Here is a 731-nt window from a genome sequence, read left to right on the forward strand (position 1 = left end):
GAAACACCAAAAGCTGAAGATTCTATCTCTAACTTGCCAGATCTTCCAGCAGGTACAACAGTAGACTTCAAAGATCCAATTGATACAACTACTCCAGGTGAGAAAGACGGTACAGTTGTTGTGACTTACCCAGATGGATCATCAGAAGAAGTTCCAGTTAAGGTAACAGTAGTAGATCCAACTACAGACGCTGACAAGTACACACCAGAAACTAAGGATCAAACAGTAAATGTTGGTGAAACACCAAAAGCTGAAGATTCTATCTCTAACTTGCCAGATCTTCCAGCTGGTACAACAGTAGACTTCAAGGATCCAATTGATACAAAAACTCCAGGTGAGAAAGATGCAACAGTTGTTGTGACTTACCCAGATGGTTCAACAGAAGAAGTTCCTGTTAAGGTAACAGTAGTAGATCCAACTACAGACGCTGACAAGTACACACCAGAAACTAAGGATCAAACAGTAAATGTTGGTGAAACACCAAAAGCTGAAGATTCTATCTCTAACTTGCCAGATCTTCCAGCAGGTACAACAGTAGACTTCAAGGATCCAATTGATACAACTACTCCAGGTGAGAAAGATGCAACAGTTGTTGTAACTTACCCAGATGGATCAACAGAAGAAGTTCCTGTTAAGGTAACAGTAGTAGATCCAACTACAGACGCTGACAAGTACACACCAGAAACTAAGGATCAAACAGTAAATGTTGGTGAAACACCAAAAGCTGAAGA

At 40.6% G+C, this 731-nt stretch carries 1 protein-coding gene; it reads left to right on the plus strand.

Going from position 1 to position 731, the window contains the following annotated elements:
• Window positions 1-731: Rib/alpha-like domain-containing protein (locus K6V48_RS11660; protein ID WP_261311118.1), on the plus strand; the 731-nt coding region annotated here is incomplete at both ends.

The organism is Streptococcus suis (assembly GCF_019794555.1).
Taxonomy (GTDB): domain Bacteria; phylum Bacillota; class Bacilli; order Lactobacillales; family Streptococcaceae; genus Streptococcus; species Streptococcus suis_AB.